This is a genomic window from Streptomyces lomondensis (assembly GCF_014651035.1).
Lineage (GTDB): Bacteria > Actinomycetota > Actinomycetes > Streptomycetales > Streptomycetaceae > Streptomyces > Streptomyces lomondensis.
In genome coordinates this window covers 205,214-227,637 of record NZ_BMWC01000004.1, presented here as the reverse complement: position 1 = coordinate 227,637, position 22,424 = coordinate 205,214, and the positions used below count along the sequence as shown (strand labels likewise).

Genomic DNA, 22,424 nt, shown 5'->3' with positions numbered 1-22,424 from the left:
CATGCAGATTCAAGACCTTCCGTACCCCGACCCGGGCGTGCCGGACGCGCGATCGGGTCCCCGATTCCTCTGGTGGCTCTTCCGGAATCAGCTGGGCGGGCAGCTCAAGTCGCTGGCCTGGGGGCTGCTGCACTTCGCCTCCGTCGCCGCGCTGCCGTTCTGCGTCGGTGTCGCCGTGCAGGCCGTCGTCGACCGCTCCGGCTCGCGACTCGCCCTGGCGGGCGGCCTGCTGGCGCTGGCGTGCGTCGGCAACGCGGTCGGCGACACCTTCCTGCACCGCACCGCCGTCACCAACTGGATCACGGCGGCGGCCCGCGTGCAGCAGCTCCTCGCCCGCAAGGCCGCCCAGTTGGGCTCGGCGCTGACCCGGCGCGTCGCGGCCGGTGAAGTGGTGGCGGTGTCCACGGGTGACGTGGAGAAGATCGGCTGGTTCGTCGAGGCCCTGTCCCGGTTCACCGCGGCCGTGGTCACCGTCGTGCTGGTCTGCGCCGGGCTGCTCGTCTACCAGCCCGCGCTGGGCGTGGTCGTCGCCGTGGGCCTGCCCGTGCTGGCGCTCGCCGTGCTGCCGCTGCTCCCCCGCGCCACCCGGCGCGCCGACGTCCAGCGCGAGAAGGCCGGACGCGCCACCGAACTCGCCTCGGACACCGTCGCCGGGCTGCGCGTGCTGCGCGGCATCGGCGGTGAGGAGCTGTTCCTCGACCGCTACCGGCGCGCCTCCCAGGAGGTCCGGCACGCGGCCGTGCGCAGCGCCCGGATGTGGTCCCTGATCACCGCGATCCAGGTCCTGCTGCCCGGACTGCTGCTCATCGCCGTCGTCTGGTACGGCGTGCACCTGGCGCGCCAGGGCCGGATCACCGTCGGCGAACTGGTCACCGTCTACAGCTCGGTCATGGTCCTCACCTATCCGCTGCGGCACTTCGAGGAGATCGCCATGGCGTACTCCTTCTCCCGGCCGTCCGCCAAGCGGGCCGCGGGCGTGCTGGCGCTGGAGCGGGCCACGGACACCGCCGGATCGCGCGCGGCGGACCTCCCGAGCGGTGACCTGTACGACCCGGAGACCGGGCTGCTCGCGCCCGCCGGGCGGCTGACCGCCGTGGTGTGCGGCGACCCGGACGCGGCGGGCCGGCTGGCGGAACGGCTGGGCGGGCATCCGTCGCAGGAGGGCACCTCGGTGCTGCTGGGCGGCGTGCCGCTCGACGAACTCCCGCTGGACAGCGCCCGTACGGCCGTCCTCGTGCAGGACAAGGACCCGGTGCTGTTGTCGGGCACGCTGCGCGAGCTGCTCGACGTCCCCGCGTCGGGCGACGTGGAGCCGCACGAGGCGCTGGCGGCCGCGCAGTGCGACGACGTACTGGCGGCGCTGGTGCAGGGGTCGCTGGACGCCGCCGACCCCATGGACGCGCGGATCACCGAGCGCGGCCGGTCCCTGTCCGGCGGCCAGCGGCAGCGGCTCGCGCTCGCCCGGTCGCTGATCACGGACCCGGGGGTGCTGGTCCTGGACGAGCCGACCTCGGCCGTCGACTCGCACACCGAGGCCCGGATCGCCGAGGGCGTGCGGGAGTTGCGCGCGGGGCGCACGACCGTGGTGTTCACCTCCTCCCCGCTGCTGCTGGACCGGTCCGACCGGGTCGTGTTCCTGCATGAGGGCGAGGTCGCGGCGGTCGGCACGCACCGCGAACTCGTGCACACCGAGCCCCGCTACCGGGCGGTGGTCACCCGCGAGACCGACGACGAGGCCGCGCTGAGCGGTTCCGTCGCCCTGACGGACGTCCTGCAAGAACTGGAAGAGATCGAGGAGAAGGCATGATCGGCGTGGCGCCACCGGCGTACGACCCGGCGGCCCCGACGACGGCGAACACGCTGCCGGTCGGCGCCCCCGCGACCGTCCGCGCCTACGTGGCCGAACTGCTGCGGCGGCACCGCCGGGCGTTCCTGCTGCTGGTCGCCGTCAACACGGCGGCCGTCATCGCCTCGATGGCCGGTCCGTGGCTGCTCGGAGGGCTCGTGGAGCGGGTCTCCGACGGGGCGCGGGAGCTGCGGCTGGAACTCACCGCGGGGCTCTTCGTGGCCGCGCTGGCCGTCCAGGCCGTGTTCGTCCGGCAGGTGCGGCTGCGCGGCGCGATGCTGGGCGAGCGGATGCTGGCCGACCTGCGCGAGGACTTCCTCGTCCGGTCGGTCGGGCTGCCGCCCGGCGTGCTGGAGCGGGCCGGGACCGGCGACCTGCTGTCCCGGATCACGACGGACATCGACCGGCTGGGCAACGCCATGCGCGAGGCCGTGCCGCAGCTGTCGATCGGTGTGGTGTGGGTGGTCCTGCTGATGGGCGGGCTGGTGGTGACGGCGCCGCCGCTGGCGCTCGCCGTGCTGCTCGCCCTGCCGCTGCTGATCGTCGGCTGCCGCTGGTACTTCCGGCGGGCGCCCTCCGCGTACCGCTCGGAGTCGGCCGGGTACGCCGCCGTGGCCGCCGCGCTCGCCGAGACGGTGGACGCCGGGCGCACCGTCGAGGCCCACCGCCTCGGCGACCGCCGCGTCGCGCTGTCGGAGCAGCGGATCCGTGAGTGGACGGCCTGGGAGCGGTACACGATGTGGCTGCGGTCGGTGCTCTTCCCGGTCATCAACGTCACCCACGTGACCGTGCTCGCCTCGGTCCTGATGATCGGCGGCGTGTTCGCCCTGCGCGGGTGGATCGACGTGGGCCAGCTCACGACCGGTGCGCTGATCGCCCAGATGCTGGTCGACCCGGTGGGCATGATCCTGCGCTGGTACGACGAGCTCCAGGTCGCGCAGGTGTCGCTGGCCCGGCTCGTCGGGGTCCGGGACATCGAGCCGGACCAGGGGGACGCCGAGCTGGCCCCCGACGGGCGTCATGTGCACGCAGACCGGGTGCACTTCGGCTATCTGGAGGGCGTGGACGTCCTGCGCAAGGTGTCCCTGGAGGTCGCCCCCGGCACGCGGCTGGCCCTGGTCGGCCCCTCGGGGGCGGGCAAGTCCACGCTGGGCCGGCTGCTCGCCGGGATCTACGCGCCCCGGGACGGCCGGATCACCCTGGGCAGCGCCGAGCTGTCCCGGATGCCCGCCGAGCGCGTCCGCGCGCACGTGGCCCTCGTCAACCAGGAGCACCACGTCTTCGTGGGGTCCCTGCGCGACAACCTCCTGCTCGCCCGGACGGGTGCCGGCGACGCCGAGCTGTGGGCGGCGCTGGGCGCGGTCGACGCGGACGGCTGGGCCCGGGCGCTCGACGACGGCCTGGACACGGAGGTCGGCTCGGGCGGTGTGGCCCTCACCCCGGCGCAGGCGCAGCAGATCGCACTCGCCCGCCTGGTGCTGGCCGACCCGCACACGCTGGTCCTGGACGAGGCGACGTCCCTGCTCGACCCGCGCGCCGCCCGCCACCTGGAACGCTCCCTGGCCCGGGTCCTCGACGGCCGCACCGTCGTCGCCATCGCCCACCGCCTGCACACCGCCCATGACGCGGACGTCATCGCCGTCGTCGAGAACGGCCGGATCAGCGAGCTGGGCAGCCATGAGGAGCTGGTCGCGGCGGACGGGGCGTATGCGGCGTTGTGGAGGTCCTGGCACGGGTGAGGGGGCCGGGGGCAGGGGCAGGTGCCCCGAGCGGCCTTGGCGTTGCGCGGTGCCGAGGCTCGGTGGAAGGCTGGAGTCAGGCACCGGCTCGGGGAACGCCCGGCAACCACGCGGTTCGGCGACGGGCGGCGCCAGTGCTCCGTGCGGCGGCGGCCCGGCGCGGGCCTCGTGACAACGGGCCCGGCTCCACCCCCTGGAGGTACCCGTGAACAGCTCCGACGGCTGGGGAGACGACGTCTACCAGCCGGACCAAGACGAGCAGAGGGAGGACACGGGGGTGCTCGACGCCGAGGACACCCTGGAGTACGACGGCGTCGACGATCCCCTGGACCGGGGCTGGTCCCCTCCCGAGCGGCCCTGGGCCGTCGAGCACCTCGGCGTGACGGCGGCCGAGCGGCTGCGGGGCGAGACGCTGGACCAGCGGCTCAGCGAGGAGCTGCCGGATCCTGTCGCCCCGGACGGTGACGGTCTCGGGGACTGCCAGGGCACGGACGGGGAACTCCTGGACAACGAGGTCGGCGCCGCCCGCTCCGGCCGCCTGGTGGCACCCGACGAGGGCGCGCACGAGGACGAGGAGGCCGCGCTGGTCGCCATGGACGTGGGCATCGACGGCGGGGCCGCGTCGGCCGAGGAGGCCGCCGTGCACATCGTCGACGAGGACACCCTGTCCGGCTGATCGCAGAACCGATCCGAGCCGTCCGAGGAGCATCCATGCAGCAGGACAAGCACCCCGACTACCACCCCGTCGTCTTCCGCGACCGGGCCGCCGGGTACGCGTTCCTCACCCGGTCCACCGCGACCAGCGACCAGACCATCGAGTGGGACGACGGCGAGACCTACCCGGTCGTGGACGTGGAGATCTCCTCGGAGAGCCACCCCTTCTACACGGGCAAGGCCCGCACGGTGGACTCGGAGGGCCGGGTCGCGGCGTTCGAGCGGCGGTACGGCGGCGGCTGAGACCCCTTGTCGGGTCGCGCTCAGATGACGTTGAGCGCCGCCGCGCAGCCCACCCCGCCGAGCAGCATGAACGCCGGCATCAGCACCCGGAGCTCGACCCAGCTGCCCGCCCGGAACCGCATGGCCTTCGGCGGCCCGACCGGGTACCAGCGCTTGCGGCCGACGGGAATGGGCCACAGGATCGGGCAGCCGGAGACGGTCAGCGCGTCCCCGATGTCGTGCACGATCGCGCCCAGCACGACCGGCAGCCCCAGCCACAGGTACTCCTGGCCCGGCGCCGTGAACAGCCAGTCCGCGCCGTTGCCCGGCTTGTCCAGGATGCCCGCGAGGATCCACGCGGTGGTCGCGGCCAGCAGCCAGACCAGGACGTCGGCGCTGGAGCCGCGGGTCGCCCGCCACAGCAGGCCCTCGATGGCCAGCACCAGGTGCACGAAGAGGATCGCGAGAACCCCCCACCGGTCACTGGTGATCGCCGCGACGGAGGTGGCCGCACCGATCAGGACCGCCCACAGCCAGGTGTGCGTGAGCGTGCGGTGCCCGCCGGAGCGGCGCGGGTCGCCCTGCTTCTTCGTCGCCTTGTAGACGGCGTACGACAGCTTGTCGACGACCTCGCACAGCCAGCGCGACAGCGGTCCGAAGGACCGGGAGATGGTGGCCGCCTTGTGGTCGAGGTCCGGGGCGAGGGCGGCTCCGGCGCAGATCAGGGCGCCGACGAGGAGGACCGGCCAGGGCATCGGGTACCCGGCCGCGGCGGCCGCGGCCCCGACGCCGAGCCAGGCGGCGGCGCCCGACAGTGAGTGTGCTGGTCCCATCATGGCCGCTGCCCGCCCCATTCCTCGTGTGCCGCTGTCCAGTTGACCGGGCGCGCTGACGTCCCGTCGGCGACACAGCGTAGCGTTCGCGATCTTCGGGCCCGCAGCCGATTCCCGCATCGGGCGAGAGGCCAGGCAAGATGGGGGGCGTGACCCTCATCGATCAGCTGCCGCGGACCCCCGACCCCGACGCCTTGTACGAAGCCTTCGAGTCGTGGGCCGGTGAGCGGGGTCTCACGCTCTACCCCCACCAGGAGGAGGCGCTGATCGAGGTGGTCTCCGGCGCGAACGTGATCGTGTCGACGCCCACCGGCTCCGGCAAGAGCATGATCGCGGCGGGCGCGCACTTCGCCGCCCTGGCCCGGGACGAGGTCACCTTCTACACGGCGCCGATCAAGGCCCTGGTGTCGGAGAAGTTCTTCGAGCTGTGCAAGATCTTCGGCACGGAGAACGTCGGCATGCTCACCGGCGACGCGTCGGTCAACGCCGACGCCCCCGTGATCTGCTGCACCGCCGAGGTCCTCGCGTCGATCGCGCTGCGCGACGGCAGGCACGCGGACGTCGGCCAGGTCGTGATGGACGAGTTCCACTTCTACGCGGAGGGCGACCGCGGCTGGGCCTGGCAGATCCCGATCCTGGAGCTGCCGCAGGCGCAGTTCGTGCTGATGTCGGCGACGCTCGGCGACGTCTCCTTCTTCGAGAAGGACCTCACCCGCCGCACCGGCCGCCCAACAGCGGTGGTCCGCTCGGCGACCCGCCCGGTGCCGCTGTCCTACGAGTACCGCTACACGCCGCTCACGGAGACGCTGACCGACCTGCTGGCAGCCCGGCAAGCGCCCGTCTACATCGTGCACTTCACGCAGGCGCAGGCCGTGGAGCGGGCGCAGGCGCTGATGAGCATCAACATGTGCTCGAAGGAGGAGAAGGAGCAGATCGCCGAGCTGATCGGCAACTTCCGCTTCACCACCAAGTTCGGCCGCAACCTCTCCCGCTACGTCCGGCACGGCATCGGCGTCCACCACGCCGGCATGCTGCCCAAGTACCGCCGCCTGGTGGAGAAGCTGGCGCAGGCCGGTCTGCTGAAGGTCATCTGCGGCACGGACACGCTCGGCGTGGGCGTCAACGTGCCCATCCGCACGGTGCTGTTCACGGCCCTCACCAAGTACGACGGCACGCGCGTCCGCACCCTGCGCGCCCGGGAGTTCCACCAGATCGCGGGCCGCGCCGGGCGGGCCGGCTACGACACGGAGGGCTTCGTCGTCGCGCAGGCGCCCGAGCACGTCGTCGAGAACGAGAAGGCGCTCGCCAAGGCCGGTGACGATCCGAAGAAGCGCCGCAAGGTCGTCCGCAAGAAGGCCCCGGAGGGCTTCGTCGCCTGGTCGGAGCAGACCTTCGAGAAGCTCATCGCCTCCGAACCGGAGCCGCTGACCTCCCGGTTCCGGGTGACGCACACGATGCTGCTGTCGGTGATCGCCCGGCCGGGCAACGCCTTCGAGGCGATGCGCCGCCTGCTGGAGGACAACCACGAGCCGCGCAAGCAGCAGCTGCGGCACATCCGCCGGGCCATCGCGATCTACCGCTCGCTGCTGGACGGCGGCATCGTCGAGAAGCTCGACCGGCCGGACGCCGAGGGCCGTATCGTCCGCCTCACGGTCGATCTCCAGCAGGACTTCGCGCTCAACCAGCCGCTGTCCACGTTCGCGCTCGCCGCGTTCGAACTGCTCGACCCCGAGTCGCCGTCGTACGCGCTCGACATGGTGTCCGTCGTGGAGTCCACGCTCGACGACCCGCGGCAGATCCTCGCCGCCCAGCAGAACAAGGCGCGGGGCGAGGCCGTGGCCGCGATGAAGGCGGACGGCGTCGAGTACGAGGAGCGCATGGAGCGCCTCCAGGACATCACGTACCCGAAGCCCCTGGAGGAGCTGCTCTTCCACGCGTACAACACGTACCGCAAGAGCCACCCCTGGGTCGGCGACCACCCGCTGTCGCCGAAGTCGGTCATCCGGGACATGTACGAACGGGCACTGTCCTTCACCGAGTTGGTGTCCCACTACGAGCTGGCGCGCACCGAGGGCATCGTGCTGCGCTACCTCGCCAGCGCCTACAAGGCCCTCGACCACACCGTCCCGGACGACCTCAAGTCCGAGGACCTCCAGGACCTGATCGAGTGGCTGGGCGAGATGGTGCGCCAGGTGGACTCCAGCCTGCTGGACGAGTGGGAGCAGCTGGCCAACCCGGAGGAGATGACCGCCGAGGAGGCCCAGGAGAAGGCCGACGAGGTCAAGCCGGTCACCGCCAACGCCCGTGCCTTCCGCGTCCTGGTGCGCAACGCCATGTTCCGCCGCGTCGAACTGGCCGCCCTCGACCAGGTCGGGGAACTGGGCGAGATGGACGCCGAGTCCGGCTGGGACGCCGAGGCGTGGGGCGAGGCGATGGACAAGTACTGGGACGAGTACGACGACCTCGGCACCGGCCCCGACGCCCGCGGCCCCAAGCTGCTGATCATCGAGGAGGAGCCGGAGAACGCCCTGTGGCGGGTCCGGCAGATCTTCCACGACCCGAACGGCGACCACGACTGGGGCATCAGCGCGGAGGTCGACCTCACCGCCTCGGACGCGGAGGGCCGCGCGGTCGTCCGCGTCACCGACGTCGGCCAGCTCTGAGCACAGGAGAAACGCACTGATGACGACGAATCCGGCCGAGAGGCTCGTGGACCTGCTCGACCTGGAGCAGATCGAGGTCAACATCTTCCGTGGCCGCAGCCCGCAGGAGTCGCTCCAGCGGGTCTTCGGCGGCCAGGTGGCGGGCCAGGCGCTGGTCGCCGCGGGCCGCACCACGGACGGCGACCGCCCCGTGCACTCGCTGCACGCGTACTTCCTGCGCCCGGGCATCCCCGGCGTGCCGATCGTCTACCAGGTCGAGCGGGTGCGCGACGGCCGGTCGTTCACGACCCGCCGGGTCACGGCCGTGCAGCAGGGCCGCACGATCTTCAACCTCACCGCCTCCTTCCACAAGCCGGAGGAGGGCAGCTTCGAACACCAGCTGCCGCCGGCCCGCGAGGTCCCGGACCCGGAGTCCCTGCCCACGGTCACGGACGAGATCCGGGAGCATCTGGGCACGCTGCCCGAGCAGTTGGAGCGGATGGCCCGCCGCCAGCCCTTCGACATCCGCTACGTGGACCGGCTGCGCTGGACCACCGAGGAGGCCCGGGACGCCGAGCCGCGCAGCGCCGTGTGGATGCGCGCGGTCGGACCGCTCGGCGACGACCCGCTCGTCCACACCTGCGCCCTCACCTACGCCAGCGACATGACCCTCCTGGACGCCGTCCGCATCCCGGTCGAGCCGCTGTGGGGCCCGCGCGGCTTCGACATGGCGTCCCTGGACCACGCCATGTGGTTCCACCGCCCGTTCCGCGCGGACGACTGGCTGCTGTACGACCAGGAGTCACCGATCGCGGTCGGCGGCCGCGGTCTGGCCCGGGGCCGGATCTACGACCGCGAGGGCCGGCTGGTCGTGTCGGTCGTCCAGGAGGGGCTGTTCCGGAAGCTGGGCTGACCGTCGTCCACGTTCAGGTCCGTACGCATCAGAGGAAATGTCCGCGACGGAGGTCGTCGGACACGACCAGACGCAGACGTTCGAGCATGTACGCGTGATCGGGCCCGTGCCCCGCGCCGCGTACACGCTCGTCCAGCCGGTCCATCCAGGCGAAGTCGTCCGCGCGGCCCTCCCGCAGCCCCTGGACGGCGGGGAGCGTCGACCGGTCGACCGTCCCCACCATGCGCATCTGGGGGTGCAGCGTGAAGCCGGCCATCCGGTACCGGCGGGTGGCCCCCGGGTGCACCGTCGAGGAGAACAGTCCCGGGCGGCCGTCGGCATGCGCCGGCGAAGCGTCCATCAGGCGCCTGCCGACTCCGAGCCCCCGGCAGCGCGTCACCACCCCGTAGGTGGCCAGATACCAGACGCCCCCACGGTTCTGTGACATCGCGAACCCGACGACGTCGCCGTCCTCGCCGACCGCGACCCAGCATCCGCCCGGGTCGACGCGGAGGTAGTGCCGCATCCGGTCGATCCACTGCTGGGAAGCGGACTCCGAACGAGGCTCGATCTCCGGTTCGCAGACCCTTCTGCCGATCCGGTCCGCCTCGAAGAAGAGCGCCGCCGAAGCACGCTCCGCCGACGGAAGATCTTCCTCAGACGGCGTCGGCGCCCGAGGGCAGGAAGATCAGGTCCAGGTGGTGGGCGAGTACGCCGGTGGCCGACTCCGCGCTGCGCTGGCCGACGAGGACGCCGGTGCCGAGTCCGGCGGACATGGCCAGCAGGCCGGCGGCCGCCGCGCGGGGGTCCACGCCGGGCCGCAACCGCCCTTGCTCCGCGGCCTGTCGGAGCAGTCCGGCCACGGTGTCCTCGGCGCTGTCCGGGTCCTTGATGAACGGCTGGGCGGCCAGCGCCTCGTCGGTCACGGCCAGGACCGCGTACGACGTGTAGAGGTGGTGGAAGGTGCGGCTCTCCGCGTCGACCGGCAGGGCCGCCGCCAAGAGCGCCTCGATCACCGCGCGCGCTCCCGGATCGGCCCCGGCGGCCCGCACCCGGGCGGCCACCCGCTGCGCGAACCGCTCGGCGAGATGCCGGAGCCCGAAGAGGAGCAGCTTCTCCTTGGACTCGAAGTAGTACTGCACCAGCCGGAGCGACACGCCCGCCTCCGCCGCCACGTCGCGCATCCCCACCGCGTGGAGGCCGAGCCGGCCGGCGGCCCGGACGAGTGCCTCCGCGATCTCGGTCCGCCGCTCCGCATGGTCCACACGCTTGGGCATCCTTCGGCTCTCCGCTCGTCGGTCGGCAGTGCGCAGGGCCTCAGGCCCCTTTGATGATACAGCCGTACCACCATCATGGTACGGTCGTATCACAAAGATGCCATCCGGGAGGTAGCCGTGCCCCAGTCCGCAGCAGCCCGTCCGCCGGCCGATGTCGGCCGCTTCGTCAGCGACGCCTGGCGCGACCGCTACTTCGCCGCCTGCGACGCGGTCTACGCGCTGGGCGCACCGGCGTCCTGGGAGCAGGACGTGGAGACTTCCTTCGCGACCACCCACGCCTACCGCTACGACCCCGCCGACCCCGCCGCCCGGGACCGCACCCCGGTCGTCCTCGTACACGGCGCGGGCAGTTGCTCCGCCATGTGGTACCCGAACACCGCCGACCTCAGCGCTGAACGGCCCGTCTACGCGCTCGACACCCCGGGCGATCCCGGGCGCAGCGTCCAGCGTGCCCCCATCCACCAGCCCGAGCGGGCCGCCCAGTGGCTCGACGAGGCCCTCGCCGCCCTCGGACTCGACCGGGCCCACCTCGTCGGCAGCTCGTACGGCGGCTGGCTCGCCCTGATCCAGGCGCACCTGAGGCCCGAGCGCCTGGCCTCGGTCACGCTGCTCGACCCGGGCGGCCTGGAGAAGGTGGGGCTGCGCTTCTTCGTCTGGATCTTCGCGAGTCTCTTCGCCACCTTCGCCCCCAAGGCGCTCCGCCCCCGCCTCGCCTCCTGGCTGGAGCAGCCGGTGCTCGTCGTACCGGAACTGCGCACCCTGGTCAGGGTCGGGGTCCGCGCCTACCGCATACGCCGCCCCGCGCCCCTGCCCCTGTCCGACGCCGAACTGGCGGGCATCACCACGCCGCTGTATCTGCTCATGGGCAGGCGCAGCCTGCTGGTGCATCCGCAGCGGCAGCTGGAGCGGGTACCGCGGCTGATCCCGGGCGCACGCGCCGAGATCCTGTCCGGCACGGGCCACGGCCCCCAGATCGACCATGCCGAGCGAAGCAACCGCCTGATGCTGGACTTCATGGACGCCGTGGAGCGCGGCGTGCCGGAGAGCAGCGGGCGCAGCGTCTAGAACACCCCTCTCCCCTTCTGCGGCATCAGCCGGCGCTCGCGGGCGCGGGCGGGGACGCAGCCGGCTCCAGGCGGACGCAGCAGTGGCCGGGGCTCGGGGCCAGGCACGCCTCACGGCTGCGTTCGCCGAGCCCTTCCAGAACGCCGCGCAGCAGGTGGAGGTTCATGCCGCACACGGTCTGGGTGTGCTCGCGGGCGAGCGCGTGGAACGGGCAGTTGCCCAGCACGATCGCCTCACCGTCGCGGCGCGGCTCGAAGCCGTACCGCTCCAGAAGGTCGGACACGCTCGCGGCGCCTTGCCCGGCGAGCCGCACGCCGAGGGCGTGCGCCTTCCGGTGCAGGACGGTGCGGACCGGTTCGCCGGTGGTCTCGGATTCCTCCATGGCCTGGGCGAGGAGCCGTCCGGCCAGCTCGTAGCGCCGTTCGGGCAGGCTGACGGTGACCTGCTTCGCGGAGCGCTTGTACAGCTTGGCGGGCCTGCCGGCTCCCGGACCGGTGCGGCCGCTGCGCCGCTCGTAGACGACGTCCAGAAGCGACTCGTCCGCCAGGCGGTCCAGGTGGAAGGCCGCGGTCTGGCGCGCCAGGCCGAGGGCGGCAGCGGCTTCATCGCGGCTGACCGGTGCGGGCTGGCGTACCACGTGGTCGTACAGCCTCCGGCGGGTCGGCTCGTCCAGGGCGGCGACGGCGGAGACGTCGGACGCGGGTGCCTCAGCGGGTGCCTCATTCGGGTGGTCCACGAGCACCAGTGTAAAAGCCACAGGCATTGACTAAAGAAGGGCCGCGAGCTTCTATTGATAGTGAAGGTTGTCGATAGAAGGAAGTGCGTCATGTCGTCCGCAACCACCACCACAACATCCGCCGAGTCCAGGCGGGCCGCGCTCGGCGATCCCGGCTACCAGGCGTTCGTCATCCTGCGCACCGGGTTCACCGTGGCGCCGATCCTGTTCGGGCTGGACAAGTTCGCCAACCTGCTCGTGGACTGGCCCGCCTATCTCGCGCCGTGGATCAACGACGTCGTGCCCGGCAGCGCCCAGGCCGCCATGTACGCCGTCGGTGTCATCGAGATCGTCGCGGGCCTCGTCGTCGCCCTCGCCCCCCGTTTCGGGGGCTGGCTGGTGGCCGGGTGGCTGGCCGGCATCATCGTCAACCTGCTGACCATCCCCGGCCACTACGACATCGCGCTGCGCGACTTCGGACTGCTGCTCGGCGCGGTCGCCCTCGCCCGCCTCGCCCAGCGCTACCACGGCAGGCGTCAGCCGCACTGACCGCCGGCAGCGGGCGATGAGTTTCCGGAGCGCGCCGGGTCTATGGGTGTGACGGTCGCCGAAGCCCCCGGAGGAGATCGGCCGGCCGTGCCCATACCCCCACCGACCGACCGCGCTCGAGGAGAACGACATGCCCGCCACCTACACCTTCGACGTCTTCTCCAGCCTCGACGGCTACGGCGCCGCCGGCGGCGACTGGACCGGCTACTGGGGTAAGCAAGGCCCCGAGCTGCTCGCACACCGCCTTGCCGTGTACGGCGAGGAGCAGCAGATGGTCTTCGGGGCCAACACGTACCGGGCGTTCGCGCAGATGCTCGCGTCGAGCACCGAGGAGTCCGACGTGCGGGACCCCTGGGTCACGCGGATGAGGAGCCTGCCGGCAACGGTGGTGTCGACGACGCTGGAGGGCCCCCTCGACTGGCCGGACGCGACCGTCGCGAGCGGGGATGCCGTCGACGTCGTCGCCCGGCTCAAGGAGGAGTCCGACGTGCCGTTGCGCTCGCACGGCAGCCTGTCGCTGAACCGGGCGCTGATGGCCGCCGGCCTGGTCGACCGCTTGCAGGTGACGCTCTTCCCCGTCATCACCGGTCGGACGGGGCTGGACCCGATCTTCCAGGGTGCGGCCGACTTCGACCTGGAGCTGCTGGAGAGCCGGACGCTCGACGGTCACATCCAGGAGTTCGTCTACCGGCCCACCCCCCATTGACCTGCTACACCGGCGCGGAGTTCGCCGACGGAGGCGAAAGTCCTGGTGGCCGCGGCGGGCGGGGGCGCTGTCAGTGGTGGGTGGCAGCATCGGTCGTATGACGGAGACCACGGCAGTCGACTGGCGGTCCTTCCTGCTCAAGTGGAGCGGGGAGTGGGCGGATTCCCTGCGGGACGGCGACACGCGGGGCGAGGACGAGAGCGCGCTGCTGGCGCGCTGGCTGGGGTTCCCGCCCGCGTCGGAGGAGCGGATCGCGGCCATGGAGCAGCGCCTCGGCCGACGGATGCCTCCGTCGTACCGGGAGTTCCTCAAGGTCAGCGACGGGTGGCGGCACGCGGGCGGGTTCGTGTGGCTGCTGGCCGGGACCGAGGACGCGCGCTGGCACCAGGACGCGTCGGGACTCGCCGTCACGTTCGAGGAGTATCTGGACGAGGACGCCGGGCCCGAGGAGCGGCGGCAGGTGGACCTCTGGCGGCGCGGGTTACAGCTCGACGTCGAGTCCGACGCCACCTACGTCCTCATGGATCCCGAGGACGTGGACGAGGACGGCGAGTGGGCCGTGTACACGTGGGCGAGCTGGCGGGCGGCGCCACCCGAGCGGTACGCGAACTTCCGTGCGTTCATGCGGGACATGCACCGGGAGTTCCACAGCCTGCGGGCGCACCGGAGCGCCGAGGAGCCGGTGTTCGCCAACGACACGACGCGCGAGCTGGACGCCCAGGTGGAGGAGGCCCGGCTGGAGGCACTGCGCGGCGGCTGGGAACGGGCCGGGCAGGCGCTGGACGAGGCACAGTCGTACGGCAGACCGCGGGCCACCGGGCTGGGCGACCAGATACGCCGCCTGCTCGGACAGACCCACGCGGTCTCCTTCGACGGACTGGTGACGGACGCCCGGTACGCGCCCGAGCTGCTGCCACCGCTGGTCGCCGAGCACGCGGCGCACTCGTACCGGGCCGACTTCGCGCGGGGGTTCCAACTGCGCGGCGCGGACGAGGACTTGATGTCACTGGCTCAGCAGATGCTGGATCAGGTGCGGAACGGCACGTACCGGTACACCGCGGCCGGACCGTTCGGGGAAGCGGTCGAGCGGGCGCGGGAGCTGGCGCGGTGGGGAGACTCCGACGGGGCGTGGCGGACACTGATGGACGCCCTGCCGCTGTGGGAGCCGCTGGGGCCGGATCACCTGGCGCCGCTGGGCTGGGTGGCCGACCCCGTGCTGGGACCGCTGCTGACCCCGGAGCGGGGCCGGGAGTTGCTGTCCACGCCGAGGGGCGGGCAGGCGGGTGAGGCACCGAGCCCGGCGCCCCGGCTCGACCCGGGCGGCCTGGCCTGGCTCGCGGAGCCGGACCCGGGCAACAACCGCACGTCGTACCGGTTCGTCCTGGTGGAGGGAGTGGAGCCGGAAAAGCTGCCCGCACGTCTCGCGGACGGGGACGGCACCGCGCTGAACGAACCGATGACCTCCTGGGAGGCGCGCCGCAGATCGCTGCACGACAACCAGGGGGAGTTCTCGTCCTACGACGACCGGGCTCTCATGGCGGTCGGCCGGGCCGGCGGAGGTTGGAGCTTCGCCTTCGACGGCGATCCCGCCCCGTTCGCCCCGCGGCGGTTCGTCTCCCCGGCCGCGACCGCCTGCGAGGGCACGCGCGCGGTGGTGGTGTGGAGCGGCCTGAGGACAGGGCACACGGAGCCGTTCTTCCACCTGTCGGTGGCGCGCGACGGTGCCGAGCAGTACGCCTTCACCTATGTGGGCGGAGAGACCCGGCGGAGCGGGGAGATACCCCCGGCGCTGGATCCGGGCCGGTTCTTCGGCGACCTGGAGGACGGCGCCGAGGTGGAACGGTCGCTGCTGGAAGCGGTGGCCGGGGAGTTCGGTGTGTCGCTGCCGCGCCATGCGATCGTGAACGGGCGGCTGCACACGTTCGCCACCCGTTCCTGGACGCGTCCGCCGAGGGACGGCGAGACGTACGCGGTGTTCCGGATCCGGCAGACCGACTGAACGGCCCCTGTGCAGGTGGCTGCTGCTAGCACTTGCCGTCCGACACCTGGAGACCCTTGTCGGCGCCTGCCGTCCGGCTCACGATGCTCGGCACGCAACGGGCCGCGTCGAGGCTGTGGGAGTACGGGATGGCGACCGTGGTGTTGGACTGCGGGTTCGGGCCGGCCGGGTGGTTCTCGCTGCCGGGGCTGGACCAGGTCACGTTGTCGAAGATGTTCCCGCCGACCTGCCAGTACCCGGCGGCATCGGTGTAGAAGGTGCCCAGGACGTCCTTGGAGTCCTCGAAGTAGTTGTTGTCCACCTTGGCGCGCGCTCCGGCCCGGGAGTTGATGCCGGATTCGTTCAGGCGCACGTAGTGGTTGTTGTACATGTGCGCGATGCCGCCACGCAGCAGCGGAGCGCGGGAGTCGATGTTCTCGTACCGGTTGTGGTGGTAGGAGATGAAGCTGTTCGAGCGGTCGCTCTCGCTGTTCCCGACGAGGCCGCCGCGCCCGGAGTTGCGCAGCACGCTGTACGACAGGGTCACGTACTGGGTGTTGTCCTTCAGGTCGAAGAGGCCGTCGAACCCCTCCGGCTCCCCGCCCGACGCCTCCAGGGTGGTGTGATCGACCCAGACGTTGCGCACGTTGCGCTCCATGCCGATGGCGTCACCGCCGTTGGACGTGGGTGAGCCCGACTTCTTGACGTTCCGGACGGTCACGTTCCGGACGATGATGTTCCTGGCCTCGCGCAGATGGATGCCCACCTGATCGAAGACGGCCCCGCTGCCGACCCCGATGATGGTGACGTTGCTGACCTTCTTGAGCTCGATCACGCCGTCGGCGGTGTCGCAGCCGGCGCCCGACACCTTCTTGGTGTTGCCGTGGTTGATGGTCCCCTGGACCTCGATGGTGATCGGCGTGCCGGTGCTCGCCCGGCCGCACAGGGCCGCGTGGATCGCGGTTCCCGTGGTGGCGCGTACCGTCCGTCCGCCCGCGCCCCCGGTGGTCCCGCCGTTCTGGGTCGCGTAGCCGGTGACACCGCCTGTCGCCGCCGACGCCTGGGACATCGGCAGGACCACACCGGTCGCGGCAGCGAGGCCTGTCAGGGCCAGCACCGCACGGAGTCGCAGTGCGACTGATCGCCTCATCTCGTCTCCCCATTCGCCATTGAATGCCGGGTTGAGGGCGACGATGCGGGTGGTTCGAGAACGTGAACGGCCTGGAGGACCGAATTCGCACCGCAGCCCGGAGAAAGCGCTTTCCGCGAACGTAGAGACTTGCCAAGAACACGTCAATAGCTAGGCGGTTGATTCACGGTCACCCATATGAACAGTGGGCGCCGAGTCGGTCGGCGCCCGGCGTCGTTCCGTTCGTCAGGGCAGCGGCCGGGGGCCTTCCCCGCCTCCCCCGAGGACGCCGGGCCGCGCCCTGCCGTGCTGGACGGTGCCGGCGGACGACGGCGGCGGCCCGGTGACCACCACGTGGGCCGGGCGCAGCAGCCGGTCACCGAGCCGGTACCCGCAGCGCAGGATCTGCGTGCAGACCAGGCGTTCGGCATCCGGCACGACATGGTGCTGGAGCGCTTCGTGGCACTCAGGGTCGAAGGGTTCGCCCTCCTCCCCGAACGCCTGGAGTCCCAGCGAGCCCACCTGGGTGTGCAGGGTGTCGGAGATCTCCTTCAGACCCGGCGTCATGGCCTCCTGCGCGCAGGCCTGTTCGACGGCGTCCAGCACCGGCAGCAGAGCGGTGAGCACGTTGGCCACCGCGATGTGGCGCACCGCCATGCGGTCGCGCCGCACCTGCTTGCGGTAGTTGTCGTACTCGGCCTTCACCCGCTGCAGGTCGGCGGTGCGCTCCTGAAGCAGCTGCCGGAGATCCGGGTGTTCCTGCGCCATCAGCCGGCCTCCGGCTTGTCGTCGTCGACGATCTCGGCGTCCACCACCTCGTCGTCCGATCCGGAGCCGGTTGCCGCGCCGCCCGAAGCCTGGCCGCCGCCGGCGGGCTGCTCGGCGCGCGACCGCTCGTACAGCGCCGTGCCGATCTTCTGCGCGGCCTGCGCCGTGCGGTCGATCGCCTGCCGGATCGCCGCGGTGTCGGTCGACTCGCTCTTCAGCTTCTCCTTCAGGTCGGCCAGCGCCGTCTCCGTCTCGCTCCTCGCGTCGGCCGGGATCTTCTCGGCGTTGTCCTTCAGGAGCTTCTCGGTCGAGTAGACGAGCTGCTCGCCCTGGTTGCGGGTCTCCGCGGCCTCGCGCCGCCGCCGGTCCTCGTCCGCGTGCTGCTCGGCCTCGCGGACCATGCGGTCGATGTCGTCCTTGGGCAGGGCCGAACCGCCGGTCACCGTCATCTTCTGCTCCTTGCCGGTGCCCAGGTCCTTGGCGGAGACGTGCATGATGCCGTTGGCGTCGATGTCGAAGGCGACCTCGATCTGCGGCACCCCGCGCGGCGCGGGCGCGATGCCGGTCAGCTCGAACATGCCGAGCTTCTTGTTGTAGGCCGCGATCTCCCGCTCGCCCTGGTAGACCTGGATCGTCACCGACGGCTGGTTGTCCTCGGCCGTGGTGAAGATCTCCGAACGCCGGGTCGGGATGGTCGTGTTCCGCTCGATCAGCTTGGTCATGATGCCGCCCTTGGTCTCGATCCCCAGGGACAGCGGGGTGACGTCGAGCAGCAGCACGTCCTTGACCTCGCCCTTGAGCACACCGGCCTGGAGGCCGGCTCCCATGGCCACGACCTCGTCGGGGTTGACGCCCTTGTGCGGGTCCTTGCCGGTGAGTTCCTTGACCAGGTCGGTCACCGCGGGCATCCGGGTCGAGCCGCCGACCAAAACCACGTGGTCGATGTCGGAGATCTTGATGCCGGCGTCCTTGATCGCGTTGTGGAACGGCGCCTTGCACCGCTCCAGGAGATCGGCCGTCAGCTGCTGGAACTGAGCACGGGTCAGCTTCTCGTCCAGGTGCAGCGGGCCCTCGGCGGAGGCCGTGATGTAGGGCAGGTTGACGGTCGTCTCGCTGGACGACGACAGCTCCATCTTCGCCTTCTCCGCCGCCTCGCGCAGGCGCTGCACGGCCATCTTGTCCTTGGACAGGTCGACGCCGTAGTTGTTCTTGAACTGCTTGACCAGGTGGTCCACGATCCGCTGGTCCCAGTCGTCGCCGCCGAGGTGGGTGTCGCCGTTGGTGGCCTTGACCTCGATGACGCCCTCGCCCATCTCCAGCAGGGACACGTCGAAGGTGCCGCCGCCCAGGTCGAAGACGAGGACCGTCTGGTCGTTCTCCTTGTCCAGGCCGTACGCCAGCGCCGCGGCCGTCGGCTCGTTGATGATCCGCAGGACGTTCAGGCCCGCGATCTCCCCGGCCTCCTTGGTCGCCTGCCGCTGGGCGTCGTCGAAGTACGCGGGCACGGTGATCACGGCATCGGTGACGTCCTCACCCAGGTACGCCTCGGCGTCCCGCTTGAGCTTCTGGAGGACGCGTGCGGAGATCTCCTGCGCGGTGTAGTGCTTGCCGTCGATGCTGCCGTGCCCGGGGAACCGCCAGCCGTGGTCGCCCATGTGCCGTTTGACGGACCGCGCGGTGCGCTCCACGTTCGTCACGGCCTGCCTTTTCGCGACCTCGCCGACCAGCACCTCGCCGTTCTTGGCGAACGCCACGACCGACGGGGTGGTCCGCGCGCCTTCCGTGTTGGCGATGACGGTGGGCTCGCCGCCTTCGAGGACCGAGACCACGGAGTTCGTCGTACCGAGGTCGATACCGACCGAGCGCGCCATCTGGTGCTCCCTCCTCGCTCTTGCTCTGGCTTGCTCCGCCTCAGGCTTGCTCCGCCTCAGATGTCGTTCCCGTGTCGTTCGCGGCTCTCAGCGGGACAGGGGGCCCCACTGGACGGGGCCCGCGCGCAGCTGCGGCTCGGGACGGACGGTCCCGAGCACCACCAGGTACCGCCGTGGCGGCCGGACGCGCGGGGCGGAGGCGCGCCCGCGGTCGTGCGTTCGCTCGTACGTCTGGTCGTAGGCCGCGCGCAGGACGGGATCGCGGAGGGTGTCGTAGGCCGCCCGCACCTCACCGAACCGTTCGGCGGTGTCCGCGTCGACGCTGGTGTCGGGGCGCAGTTCCCGCACCCGGGCACGGAAGGCGGAGGTGATCACCTCCGCCGTCGCCGAGGGCTCCACCCCCAGTACCGCGTAGAGGTCGGCCCTCTGGTCCCGCGCGTGCACCGTGGCCACCTCCTCGCCCGCTGAGCTGCGCTTCGGACCCGACTTGCCTACACCAATGGGTTAAGACTTGAGTCTGGTCTTGTCAAGGTTTGCCTGGGGAGGTATAGGGGTTGTCAGAGGGGATGCCAGGGGGACGTCAGGGGGGACCTCAGCTGCCTCTCCCTCGACGCAGCCATCGCCGCCGCCTCACCAGGCCCGTCACCGGACAGGAGGTGTCGTCCAGTGATCACCGAACTTGCCGTCGAACGTGTCGAGTTCACCTGCGGCTCGTGCTGGCACCGCTGGAGCGTCGACTACGACGTGCAGCGCTACCGGGACGAGACCGGGGACGAGTGGGAGTACTTCTACCGCGACAACACGGCGGTGCCTGCTCCGTACACCCCGCAAGGCGCTCCGCCGTGTTCGCAGTGCGGCCGGCGCTGGGTCGGGCGCCTCGTGGCGCGCCGCCCCGTGCCACTGCCAGGCGATGCCGACGCTCCCCGCAGCCCTGTCACGGCCGAGGGCGGCCATCGCCCCGAGCGGCACGCCGCACCGATGCTGCACGCCGCCGGTCACCCGCAGCCGCGGCCCGGCTCACCGGCGTCCCAGCCGTCCACGCGGTCGTCCGGATGATCCGCTGCGGGCGGCCACACCTGCGGGACGGCGTTGCACCGGCCTCCGAGAAGCGCCCACCCGCCGGGGCACGCCGTCCCGCGCCGGGAGCCTCACGCGAGGGACGGCAGCACCTTTCGCGTGACGATCGCCAGGACATGTGAGCTGCGGCATTGCCGGACAAAGCGGTCGGCCTCCACCATGGCCGGACCAGCGACGTCAAGGAAAGCAGCTCCTCATGGGCGATCATGTGCACGTGCGGCTCAGCCAGGGGCTGAGCGTGTCGGAAGACGGGGAACTGATCGAGCACTCCCGCTGCCGCTGCGGGGCCACCTTCACCAAGGTGTTCGACGCCGACGGCGGAGACCCGGAACGCCCGGCCCGGCCCTGATGCGTCCCCCATGGGCGAGGCCCCGGGCCGGGACGCCCGCGGCCTGAACACGAAGTGTGTCGATCAGCCGCCCAGTTCCTTCTGGTCACCGCCGCCGCTGATCGCGATCTTGCGGGGCTTGGCCGGCTCCGCGACCGGGATCCTCAGCTGGAGCACACCCGCCTCGTAGGAGGCTTCGATCCGCTCGACGTCGAGGGTCTCGCCGAGGAACAACTGCCGGCTGAACGTCCCCGCGGGCCGCTCGGTGATCACCGTCTCGGTGTCGTCGCCGTACGCCGGCTTGCGTTCGGCCCTCACCGTCAGGACGTTGCGCTCGACGTCGAGGTCGATGGACTCCGGGTTCACACCCGGCAGGTCCAGCTCCACGAAGAACGAGTCACCCTCGCGCCAGGCATCCATCGGCATGCCCGCCGGGTGCGCGGCCGTACCCCAGACCCGTTCGACGAGCCGGTCCAGCTCGCGGAAGGGATCCGTACGCAGCAGCATCATCATCCCTCCTTGACGTCGTCCCCAACGTTCTTCGCTCTACCTCCTGATATACCACGCCGCTGGAAACTTGCCACCCCCTGACTCAACCTTTCCAGGCTCGCCGTGATGAACCTGCTCGGACGCGCCAACTGGTGCTGCTCGGCGTCCTGGCCGGGGAGCGGCGGTCGAGCCGATCAGCGGATTGCGGCCCCGTCACGGGGTGAACTACGTGGCCGAGCTGACCAACCCCCACGTACGCGGGGCTGGAACGGTACGGCGACACCCAGCTGGACGTGTCCCGGGGCGCGGGCGTGACGGTGGTGGAACTGGCGTCGGGCCAGGCGTGAGACCGGGACCCTCGGTCACTGACGCAGTTCGACCGGGGCGTACCGCAGTTGGAAGGTGAGGGTGTGGTCACCGTCCTGCCAGTAGACGGTCATGGTCGACAGCACATTGCGCTTGATCCAGCGCGCCCGGTCGTTGACGGTCTCCTCCTGCGCCCGGATCCAGGACTCGACCCGCTGGGGCAGGCTGAACGTCATGGCGTAGGCACCGGGATCCTCGGCCGGGCGGATCCGCCACACCGGGTGGGAGGCGGCCTGCGGGAGTCTGCCCAGGTGCACCGTGTGGGTGGGGTGGCGGCGGGCGTGGTCGACGAAGGCGTAGAGGTTCTCGGACGCCAAGCCGAGAACGAAGGGGGCCGACGGGAAGGCGAGGACCAGCCCCGGCATCTGGGGGCTGTTCAGGTGCCCGGCGATGTCGTCGAGCGGCTGTGCCACGCTCGGGGGCAGCTCGGGCACGGTGTCCCCGTACAGGAAGGAGCCGTAGTCGTCGCTGACTTCGAGCAGGCGCCGGCGCAGGTGACTGCGTATCTCGTACACCCGGGGCCGCTGTCCCGCCGGGAGCGCGTCGAGTGCCTCGTGGACGCGCTGCGCCCGCGTCGACACCAGGTGCCGCAGCCCCGCGAAGTCGGGCATGGACAGGTCGACGAGCGAGATCTGGTGGGCGAGCGCGTACTCCTGGGCGTCCCGGCTGAAGCCGGCGGTGGAGAAGATGGCGTAGCTGTAGTGGTAGCGCGGCCTGGGCCGGCTGGGGGCGGCTCCCTGCACCGAGGTCACCACGTTCTCGTTGACGTCGTGCACCACTCCGTGGCCGTTGCGCACGGTCGGCAACTTGACGTTCTGGTCCGTGAACTTCGCCTCCACGAAGAGTCTCACCGGGAGCGAGAACGGCGGCACGTAACGGAACTGCCCGAGCGCGTCCGCCTGGTGCCATGCGCCTCTGCCGCGTACGGCCAGCCCGTTGTGCCGCTGCTCGAGGACGCGGTGCGCCGGATGCTTCTCCTTGTCGTCCGCCGCGGAAAGCAACTCGTAGCCGCTCGACCGCAGAAGCCAGGCGACGGCCTCTTCCAGTAAGTATCCGCGCAGCACCCTCACGTGAACCATGGCCAGACTGTAGACGGGCGGCGAGGACCCGACGGCCGGGGCCGTCGAGCGCGGATCAGCCCCGGCCCGGTCCAGGTCCACGCCGTGCCGGTGCCCAGCGCGGCGGCACGCAACGCCCCCCAAGGCCCCGCGGGAATCA

The 22,424-nt window shown here is 71.4% G+C and carries 21 protein-coding genes and 1 pseudogene; 12 read left to right on the top strand and 10 right to left on the bottom strand.

All coding sequences use genetic code 11. The features are described from left to right. Nucleotide 1: 1 nt before the first annotated feature. From IE255_RS16235 to IE255_RS16220, 4 genes are all read left to right on the top strand, one after another. The gene (locus IE255_RS16235; protein ID WP_190050971.1) at nucleotides 2-1,807 is read left to right on the top strand and encodes an ABC transporter ATP-binding protein; all 1,806 of its coding nucleotides are present in this window, start codon (nucleotides 2-4) and stop codon (nucleotides 1,805-1,807) included. After that, the gene (locus IE255_RS16230) at nucleotides 1,804-3,585 is read left to right on the top strand and encodes an ABC transporter ATP-binding protein (RefSeq protein ID WP_190050970.1); all 1,782 of its coding nucleotides are present in this window, start codon (nucleotides 1,804-1,806) and stop codon (nucleotides 3,583-3,585) included. Before IE255_RS16235 ends, IE255_RS16230 begins: the two co-directional genes overlap by 4 nt. Nucleotides 3,586-3,790: 205 nt before the next feature. Further along, nucleotides 3,791-4,261, top strand: a complete 471-nt coding sequence (locus IE255_RS16225; protein ID WP_190050969.1) for a DUF5709 domain-containing protein — start codon at nucleotides 3,791-3,793, stop codon at nucleotides 4,259-4,261. 35 nt (nucleotides 4,262-4,296) lie between these two features. Next, entirely contained in the window at nucleotides 4,297-4,542 is a 246-nt protein-coding gene (locus tag IE255_RS16220; protein WP_010040933.1) for a type B 50S ribosomal protein L31, read from the top strand. Between the two features lie 20 nt (nucleotides 4,543-4,562). Here the strand turns inward: IE255_RS16220 and IE255_RS16215 are convergent, their stop codons facing one another. After that, complete coding sequence (locus IE255_RS16215) at nucleotides 4,563-5,357, bottom strand: metal-dependent hydrolase (protein ID WP_190050968.1); 795 nt, start codon at nucleotides 5,355-5,357, stop codon at nucleotides 4,563-4,565. Nucleotides 5,358-5,503: 146 nt separating this feature from the next. On the opposite strand from IE255_RS16215, the gene IE255_RS16210 reads away from it, so the two are divergent. Both IE255_RS16210 and IE255_RS16205 read left to right on the top strand, forming a co-directional pair. Next, nucleotides 5,504-8,017 carry a DEAD/DEAH box helicase gene (locus tag IE255_RS16210; protein ID WP_190050967.1) on the top strand — a complete coding sequence of 838 codons (2,514 nt, stop codon included), beginning with the start codon at nucleotides 5,504-5,506 and terminating at the stop codon, nucleotides 8,015-8,017. 19 nt (nucleotides 8,018-8,036) lie between these two features. Then, the gene (locus IE255_RS16205; protein WP_190050966.1) at nucleotides 8,037-8,909 is read left to right on the top strand and encodes an acyl-CoA thioesterase; all 873 of its coding nucleotides are present in this window, start codon (nucleotides 8,037-8,039) and stop codon (nucleotides 8,907-8,909) included. Between the two features lie 28 nt (nucleotides 8,910-8,937). Here IE255_RS16205 and IE255_RS16200 read toward each other — a convergent pair whose 3' ends face one another. Both IE255_RS16200 and IE255_RS16195 read right to left on the bottom strand, forming a co-directional pair. Continuing rightward, complete coding sequence (locus IE255_RS16200; protein WP_268255754.1) at nucleotides 8,938-9,459, bottom strand: GNAT family N-acetyltransferase; 522 nt, start codon at nucleotides 9,457-9,459, stop codon at nucleotides 8,938-8,940. An 85-nt stretch (nucleotides 9,460-9,544) separates the two neighbouring features. Beyond that, nucleotides 9,545-10,165 carry a TetR/AcrR family transcriptional regulator gene (locus IE255_RS16195; RefSeq protein WP_190050965.1) on the bottom strand — a complete coding sequence of 207 codons (621 nt, stop codon included), beginning with the start codon at nucleotides 10,163-10,165 and terminating at the stop codon, nucleotides 9,545-9,547. Between the two features lie 117 nt (nucleotides 10,166-10,282). Between IE255_RS16195 and IE255_RS16190 the strand changes: the two genes are divergently transcribed. Continuing rightward, nucleotides 10,283-11,230, top strand: coding sequence for an alpha/beta fold hydrolase (locus IE255_RS16190; RefSeq protein WP_229906432.1), 948 nt, complete (start codon nucleotides 10,283-10,285; stop codon nucleotides 11,228-11,230). A 25-nt stretch (nucleotides 11,231-11,255) separates the two neighbouring features. Here the strand turns inward: IE255_RS16190 and IE255_RS16185 are convergent, their stop codons facing one another. After that, nucleotides 11,256-11,993, bottom strand: coding sequence for a helix-turn-helix transcriptional regulator (locus tag IE255_RS16185; RefSeq protein ID WP_190050963.1), 738 nt, complete (start codon nucleotides 11,991-11,993; stop codon nucleotides 11,256-11,258). A gap of 63 nt (nucleotides 11,994-12,056) precedes the next feature. Between IE255_RS16185 and IE255_RS16180 the strand changes: the two genes are divergently transcribed. The 3 genes from IE255_RS16180 (at nucleotide 12,057) to IE255_RS16170 (ending at nucleotide 15,199) form a co-directional block, all read left to right on the top strand. Further along, a complete protein-coding gene (locus IE255_RS16180) occupies nucleotides 12,057-12,494 on the top strand; it encodes a hypothetical protein (RefSeq protein WP_190050962.1) in 438 nt (145 codons plus the stop codon). Between the two features lie 130 nt (nucleotides 12,495-12,624). Then, nucleotides 12,625-13,200, top strand: a complete 576-nt coding sequence (locus IE255_RS16175) for a dihydrofolate reductase family protein (protein ID WP_190050961.1) — start codon at nucleotides 12,625-12,627, stop codon at nucleotides 13,198-13,200. A gap of 97 nt (nucleotides 13,201-13,297) precedes the next feature. Next, nucleotides 13,298-15,199, top strand: coding sequence for an SMI1/KNR4 family protein (locus tag IE255_RS16170; RefSeq protein WP_190050960.1), 1,902 nt, complete (start codon nucleotides 13,298-13,300; stop codon nucleotides 15,197-15,199). A gap of 28 nt (nucleotides 15,200-15,227) precedes the next feature. Here the strand turns inward: IE255_RS16170 and IE255_RS16165 are convergent. The 4 genes and pseudogenes from IE255_RS16165 to IE255_RS16150 all read right to left on the bottom strand — a co-directional run. Beyond that, nucleotides 15,228-16,328: pseudogene (locus IE255_RS16165) on the bottom strand (pectate lyase family protein); the annotation flags it as partial. Between the two features lie 225 nt (nucleotides 16,329-16,553). Then, a complete protein-coding gene (gene grpE / locus IE255_RS16160) occupies nucleotides 16,554-17,075 on the bottom strand; it encodes a nucleotide exchange factor GrpE (protein ID WP_190050958.1) in 522 nt (173 codons plus the stop codon). Further along, the gene (gene dnaK / locus IE255_RS16155) at nucleotides 17,075-18,946 is read right to left on the bottom strand and encodes a molecular chaperone DnaK (protein WP_190050957.1); all 1,872 of its coding nucleotides are present in this window, start codon (nucleotides 18,944-18,946) and stop codon (nucleotides 17,075-17,077) included. Before dnaK ends, grpE begins: the two co-directional genes overlap by 1 nt. 87 nt (nucleotides 18,947-19,033) lie before the next feature. After that, nucleotides 19,034-19,399, bottom strand: coding sequence for a J domain-containing protein (locus IE255_RS16150; RefSeq protein WP_229906431.1), 366 nt, complete (start codon nucleotides 19,397-19,399; stop codon nucleotides 19,034-19,036). A gap of 213 nt (nucleotides 19,400-19,612) precedes the next feature. On the opposite strand from IE255_RS16150, the gene IE255_RS16145 reads away from it, so the two are divergent. Together IE255_RS16145 and IE255_RS16140 are read left to right on the top strand one after the other, a co-directional pair. Next, the gene (locus IE255_RS16145) at nucleotides 19,613-20,002 is read left to right on the top strand and encodes a hypothetical protein (RefSeq protein WP_190050956.1); all 390 of its coding nucleotides are present in this window, start codon (nucleotides 19,613-19,615) and stop codon (nucleotides 20,000-20,002) included. 217 nt (nucleotides 20,003-20,219) lie between these two features. Continuing rightward, on the top strand, nucleotides 20,220-20,372 hold the full coding sequence (locus IE255_RS16140; RefSeq protein ID WP_190050955.1) for a hypothetical protein: 153 nt from the start codon (nucleotides 20,220-20,222) through the stop codon (nucleotides 20,370-20,372). Between the two features lie 63 nt (nucleotides 20,373-20,435). Here the strand turns inward: IE255_RS16140 and IE255_RS16135 are convergent, their stop codons facing one another. Continuing rightward, complete coding sequence (locus tag IE255_RS16135) at nucleotides 20,436-20,861, bottom strand: Hsp20/alpha crystallin family protein (protein WP_308280880.1); 426 nt, start codon at nucleotides 20,859-20,861, stop codon at nucleotides 20,436-20,438. Between the two features lie 341 nt (nucleotides 20,862-21,202). Then, nucleotides 21,203-22,285 carry a PDDEXK family nuclease gene (locus IE255_RS16130; RefSeq protein ID WP_229906430.1) on the bottom strand — a complete coding sequence of 361 codons (1,083 nt, stop codon included), beginning with the start codon at nucleotides 22,283-22,285 and terminating at the stop codon, nucleotides 21,203-21,205. Nucleotides 22,286-22,424: the final 139 nt, after the last annotated feature.

Coding starts and splice junctions, on each gene's coding strand:
- IE255_RS16175 (WP_190050961.1), top strand. CDS start 12,625: ATGCCCGCCACCTACACCTTCGACGTCTTCTCCAGCCTCGACGGCTAC.
- IE255_RS16185 (WP_190050963.1), bottom strand. CDS start 11,993: ATGCCTGTGGCTTTTACACTGGTGCTCGTGGACCACCCGAATGAGGCA.
- IE255_RS16230 (WP_190050970.1), top strand. CDS start 1,804: ATGATCGGCGTGGCGCCACCGGCGTACGACCCGGCGGCCCCGACGACG.
- IE255_RS16195 (WP_190050965.1), bottom strand. CDS start 10,165: ATGCCCAAGCGTGTGGACCATGCGGAGCGGCGGACCGAGATCGCGGAG.
- IE255_RS16130 (WP_229906430.1), bottom strand. CDS start 22,285: ATGGTTCACGTGAGGGTGCTGCGCGGATACTTACTGGAAGAGGCCGTC.
- IE255_RS16215 (WP_190050968.1), bottom strand. CDS start 5,357: ATGATGGGACCAGCACACTCACTGTCGGGCGCCGCCGCCTGGCTCGGC.
- grpE (WP_190050958.1), bottom strand. CDS start 17,075: ATGGCGCAGGAACACCCGGATCTCCGGCAGCTGCTTCAGGAGCGCACC.
- IE255_RS16205 (WP_190050966.1), top strand. CDS start 8,037: ATGACGACGAATCCGGCCGAGAGGCTCGTGGACCTGCTCGACCTGGAG.
- IE255_RS16135 (WP_308280880.1), bottom strand. CDS start 20,861: ATGATGCTGCTGCGTACGGATCCCTTCCGCGAGCTGGACCGGCTCGTC.
- IE255_RS16235 (WP_190050971.1), top strand. CDS start 2: ATGCAGATTCAAGACCTTCCGTACCCCGACCCGGGCGTGCCGGACGCG.
- IE255_RS16170 (WP_190050960.1), top strand. CDS start 13,298: ATGACGGAGACCACGGCAGTCGACTGGCGGTCCTTCCTGCTCAAGTGG.
- dnaK (WP_190050957.1), bottom strand. CDS start 18,946: ATGGCGCGCTCGGTCGGTATCGACCTCGGTACGACGAACTCCGTGGTC.
- IE255_RS16180 (WP_190050962.1), top strand. CDS start 12,057: ATGTCGTCCGCAACCACCACCACAACATCCGCCGAGTCCAGGCGGGCC.
- IE255_RS16140 (WP_190050955.1), top strand. CDS start 20,220: ATGGGCGATCATGTGCACGTGCGGCTCAGCCAGGGGCTGAGCGTGTCG.
- IE255_RS16220 (WP_010040933.1), top strand. CDS start 4,297: ATGCAGCAGGACAAGCACCCCGACTACCACCCCGTCGTCTTCCGCGAC.